The sequence below is a fragment of the bacterium genome (assembly GCA_037131655.1).
Taxonomy (GTDB): domain Bacteria; phylum Armatimonadota; class Fimbriimonadia; order Fimbriimonadales; family JBAXQP01; genus JBAXQP01.
On sequence record JBAXQP010000186.1, the window covers coordinates 1 to 5,541 of the forward strand.

Annotated in this window: 5 protein-coding genes; all 5 read right to left on the reverse strand. The window is 46.5% G+C overall.

Going from position 1 to position 5,541, the window contains the following annotated elements; all coding sequences use genetic code 11:
- Positions 1-261, reverse strand: a 261-nt coding sequence (locus WCO51_09125; protein ID MEI6513421.1) for a sialidase family protein, incomplete at its 3' end; no start/stop codon positions are given.
- Positions 262-322: 61 nt separating this feature from the next.
- Positions 323-1,972: a ThuA domain-containing protein gene (locus WCO51_09130; protein MEI6513422.1), complete on the reverse strand. Its 1,650-nt coding sequence runs from the start codon at positions 1,970-1,972 to the stop codon at positions 323-325.
- 241 nt (positions 1,973-2,213) lie between these two features.
- Positions 2,214-3,560 carry a carboxypeptidase-like regulatory domain-containing protein gene (locus WCO51_09135; protein MEI6513423.1) on the reverse strand — a complete coding sequence of 449 codons (1,347 nt, stop codon included), beginning with the start codon at positions 3,558-3,560 and terminating at the stop codon, positions 2,214-2,216.
- A gap of 62 nt (positions 3,561-3,622) precedes the next feature.
- Positions 3,623-4,720 carry a polysaccharide pyruvyl transferase CsaB gene (gene csaB / locus WCO51_09140; protein ID MEI6513424.1) on the reverse strand — a complete coding sequence of 366 codons (1,098 nt, stop codon included), beginning with the start codon at positions 4,718-4,720 and terminating at the stop codon, positions 3,623-3,625.
- Positions 4,693-5,541, reverse strand: an 849-nt coding sequence (locus WCO51_09145) for a DUF5693 family protein (GenBank protein ID MEI6513425.1), incomplete at its 5' end; no start/stop codon positions are given. The genes csaB and WCO51_09145, both read right to left, overlap by 28 nt.

Below are 5,541 nucleotides of genomic sequence, written 5' to 3' on the forward strand. Positions count from 1 at the left end.
GTCTTGAACGGGGCAAGGGTTGCCTATTGTTCCGCTTCCATCATCGGCAATTATGCGCATCGGTTCCCAGGTAATACCATTATCAAAACTTCGTTTTAAAGCTATCCCAATATGACCAGTGTCATCCAAACCTGCTCTCGCCTCACAAAACGCCAAAAGAACATGGTTATTAGTGAGTAGGAGTGACGGGATACGATATACGGGGTACCCATCTAAGCCCCCGATAAATAAGTCAGACTGATTAATAAACGGTTTGTCCATCTTATCCTTTTGTAAATATGGCTCGCTCGAAATGTCGAGCGAGCCATATTTATTTTTTTACTTATTCACATTCCGGCAATGGCGGAATGCTGTGACCTAGCTTTGCGCTTTGCTCTGCCGCATCGAAGATGCCGATAACACGCCTTGATTGCTCGGGCTTGACGATAAGTTCTTCGCCTAAGAGCATATGGTCGGCGATATTGCGATAGTAATGCCACCAATCGTAACCGGTTTCCCATGTGGGGATTGTGTATTCCATCTTAATATCGGAAGTGTATGAAACCACTTTATAGCCTTCATCATGACCGTTCTCAAACGATCCCTTCGTGCCCATAATCCGCCAATCCGGGCCACCGGTTGCCCACATGTTGGACATGATTAAGTCAACGACAGTGCCATCCTCAAACTTCACGTAGCACTGGGCATGATCCTCGTTGGTAAACATATCCCATACTCGTTTCTGGAAATTGCCCATGACGTGGGTGATTTTCGAGGGGATGAGCTGCAATATCTGGTCCAGGCGATGCGCCCCTATGTCGTATAATATCCCGCCGCTGATTTCCTTATTGCTACGCCATACGTCACCGGGCTTTCCGTAGCCGCCAATTCGGCACTCGATATGGAAGATATCACCTATCAACCAACGGCTCAGAATGTTCTTTATGCAGATGAAATCATTGTCCCAACGTCTGTTCTGGAACACGCTCAGCATAAGATCTTTTTCGCGAGCCTTATTTATCATTGCGGTTGCTTCGGCTGCTGTGATGCACATCGGCTTTTCGACAATCACACTCTTGCCCGCATCAAGACATTTGAGAGCAAGAGGAGCATGCACATTGTGAGGAGTGACCACGGTTACTAAATCGAGGTCATTCATTTTGAGCATTTCATCTGCATCGGTGAAATAGCCTTTTAAGCCAGGGAATTCCTTCTCCGCCACAACAGCCATCTTCGGGTCCTTATCGCATATAGCGACAAGCTCAAGACCTTCGGTCATGGTGACCCATTCTGCATGATCTTTTCCCATACGATAGGAAGGACCGTAACCTAACACACCGCAGCGGATGGTTTTATTGGTCTTTTCTTCGCCTGTAGTCCAAGCAATGCCTCTGACAAGAAGTTTTTGGAATTCAAAGTTCTTCCAGGGGGTTGAGTTATGCCCTAGCGCAAGATAGAAAACTCGGCCTTCGCCGTATTCTTTGGTATAGGCTAAGGGAAACTTTTCGCCTTTGAAGCTGGTTTCCAACAACAAGTGAACCTTACTCGGGTCATGGCTGTCGAGGATATACATCTCGTCAGGAATAGTGAAATCTTTGATTCGGGTGGTGATATAGTGGCCATTATCCACTACCTTTACATTCATATCTCCGAACTCAGGGTGTGTTCTGAATTCTCCGCCAATCATGTCCACATAGGCTCGGCTGCCTCTGAAGCTATCGGCTGCGCAATGCACGCCAACGAAACCACCGCCGCCTTTGATAAACCCAAGAAGCGCATCTTCTCTGGGGCCTGTTAATTCTTCAGCAAATCCAGTTGTAGCAACCACAACCGTCGCATAATCGCCAGATTTGAGTTTTAAGAAAGCATCTAAGTCAGTTGTGGACTCTACACAAAACCTTCCATCGCCATCCATCAACTTCTTTAACGTCTCAGCCTCACGATACCCGGGATGATAATCCGGCCCACCATATACAAATAAAATTTTCTTCATTATTCAATTCCTCCATTAACTCAACAATACCTACAACACAATCCTATCCGCAAGGTTTATTTTGGTTTTAGGATAAAGAAGGAGATGAGGTATTGTCCACGACGCGCTGTCAGGCACATCGCCCCTGATATTGTCGAAGGGGCTTCATAAAAATCTCCCTACGAAGAGAAAGGTTCAAGCAAATGTAGGTTGCCCCTCTCTGTGATTCGGAGAGGGGCCTGCGAAGCAGAGAATGAGGTCTTTATCTTGCTGTGAACTGCTCTATTCGACTGAAGGAGTGGGAGACGTATTGAGAGCCTCTTTGATCGGATAAGGCGATTACAACCCAATAATAGATTTGTCCACTTATCAGTGCTGGACCGTCGTACGTCCAACTATTGACGTTATTGAGAGTTACCTCGCGGATGGGGGTAACGTCCCAATCGGGATAGATTTGGTAGACAATCACACTATAAGCCTCTGCGCCGATAACAGAGGTCCAAGAGAACCGTAGATTGGATGTATCTACTAAAGTGCTACCAAATGCTTCTAATGGAGTTGCGCTGATGATTGAGCTTCTTTGAGAGGATGATCCGCTCAGATCAGGATAATCAGTATTTAGAGCCGTTAGTTGGTAATAATAGGTTTGATTGGGGCCGATAAATTGATCTTGATCGGCATAGAAATTGGCCAATGGGTCGCGAAGATAGTCGATGGCGTCAATCACTCCTATTGATGTGCCACGGAAGATACCGTATCCCAAGAGCGCTGAATCGTTGGAGAAAGCCCAAGACAAGTCGATCTCATAGAGTGTATCGGCGGTGAATAGACGAGTTAATTTTGTCTTGCTAGTTTTGACTAAACGCGGGTCAATGTGAGTTTTAATTGCTTCATATGCTTTTGTTAGCTCAGCGCTACGTGGACTTCGAGTAGGGGTGCTGGGGACAGTCCATGTTGAAATACTGATACCGGTTGGCGCAGAAAGTCCGGGGTTTTGCGAATAGCTGAGATTAAATGAAAGTCTCGTAACACGCCCTGCGATGACTTGTTTGTTGTTAACGACATCATTCTCATTGGTTTGAGCGGAAGCGGTTACAATATAGTTTAAGCCGGAGATCAAACCATCAAGACGATAATACCCATCTATGTTTGTAGCCGTAACTGATGCGCTGAGTTGGCGATCTGATGCGGCAAATACACGAGCCCTTACGACGGGTAGCCCATCCGGGCCATACACATAACCATCGAATGAACCAAGTTGCAACTCCGGAGCCATAGTAATATTGACATTCTTCGATTGGCTGCTAAACGAGTCAATAATCACAGTCGCTACGTTCTGTCCCCGCCATCGGACACCATCGATGACTATCTCAGCTCGTATCGTTTGATCCCCTACAGAAATACCCTCCAGACGGTACATGCCCTGCAATGTCGATTGGGTCGAACTGTTATTATCTGCACTTACGATCGCGTCGACAATCGGTTTACCGTCGGAGTCTGCAATGTTGCCTGTCACAACGCCACTAGAGGAAGATCCTCCACCGACTCCGCCGCCACAACCTACAATCAAAATGGGGAGTAAAGCTAACCAAAGTATTCGACGTAACATAATTTGTACCTACCTTTCAAAATATCGTTCACATTGTATATGACGAAGGGGGAGGAATTTCGTTATAGAGAGGGAAGCGCTTGGCGAATGAGAGCTATATTCCTGGTAGCTAAACTGATTTGGGTATCTCTTTTTGCGGCAAGTTGATTTTTTAAAGTTGACGCCCCTGAGTTGATGGCAAGCCAGCGAGAGAGAAGTTGTTCTGAAGTTAGTTCGCGCATCGTTAAAGGGGTAGGTAGGTCAAGAAGTGAAGCTAATGCATGGACTTTAGGGTCATAGATAACCGCTAGTGACGGCACACATGCCTTGGCGGCAAAGAGCAACGCATGAAGCCGCATGGCAACCAGAGAATCCATAAGGCTGATAAGACCGGCAGCCTCCTCAGGCGTTTGAATGTTCTCTACTATCGGTACGTTAGGACAATAGGTGTGAATGAGTTTCCAAAAGGGAATATCCACTTCGCGATCCATAGCTATTCCTATGGGTTGGAATCCTTCTTTATTAAGCGAAAACGCCAAGTCAGCGAAAGCTTTTGCCAACTCATCATTGGGATGGGTATGCCATGGCCGTGGGGCAAGGCCTACTAATGCCCCTTTGGGATTGACGCCAACTTCTTTTAGAAGCCTTCGAGCGCCTTCGAAATCCGGTTCAAGAAGCCAAGCGGTATCGGCAGTTAGCTCAATAGGCGTTTTGATTTTAAGTGATTTAAGGAAGTGAAAAGAATCGGCATCCCTAACGGCAATCACATCTGTCTTATTGAGAACAAGCTTGGTAAATAGACGAGATGAACTGCGTTGAAGGGGGCCGATGCCTTGACCGACCATTACCACCCTGCCTGTAAGTTTTTTGGCTAGACGAATAAGATAGAGATAATAGAAAAGCGAGCGACGACTGGTGACATCTTGCAATAGACTTCCCCCCCCCATCACAAGTGCATCAGCATTTCGCAGAACAGCTTTAACTTCAGACAGTTTCATTCGGGAGACGGCTTTTATCCCATATTGCTTAGTTGTTGCTGGAGGGTCGCCGCTGAGGATAATTGGCTCAACATTTAAATCTTTCAATCCTGTCAATAGTCCCGAAAGAACAGCCTCATCACCTAGGTTGCCGCATCCGAAATAGCCTCCCAGGACTAAGCGGGTATTGTTGGCGCTTTGCATTTTCTATCCCCTATTGTCAAAATTAACCAGAGCGCACATATACCAATTATCGCCCCGAAGACCGTCCCAATTGCGATGCGCACAACAGAGATACTCAGAGGAGTATGAATATGGCAGAGAGTATTGACCACTGATACTTGCCCAATAGCGCCGGCCATCATTAGGAGAGGAAGATAACGTCTTCGTTTTTGTATTGCGACACCAATTGCTATGATCAGAAGCGGATGGCCAAGCATGAATTCTTTGGTGCGCGGCCTGACCGGCAGTACGCGATCCATTAAGCTGCGTACTCGCATTTCAGTTCCTGATACACTTGTCGGCGCCTCATTGCCTGTGCGTACCACCATCAGCCCGATAGCGACAAGAACAACGAGTGTAAGAACACTTTGCCACCATTTGATTGGAGCATCTACTGAACTTACGATAGAAGTCCAGGCATCTTTGAGCGTAACGCGTTGATCTAACCCCGCTAAAAACGCGATGCCGATAATAACCAGCGGTAGTGAATGAGCTAGCTTAATGCCCATAAATTGGTCGGCTTTGATGATGAATTGCTGCTGCGCCAAAAGACCAACCATAAAGAGCGCACCAACTAAACTAAAGAGGGTAATGCCGATAAAGCGCATGATTGATTGGAGAATAACTCCTGTACGGGAACCACTTCCGGTTTTTGGCGCACATGAAATCACAGCCCAGGTTGGGAATATTAATGTGGCCAGTAAGGCGACTACTTTTTGGCCAAAGTGTGTATAGGCTAATGATGAGATGAGAAGCATTAGAATGAAAAGAACCGTTCTACATCGTTTGTTGACTTGGAAGAG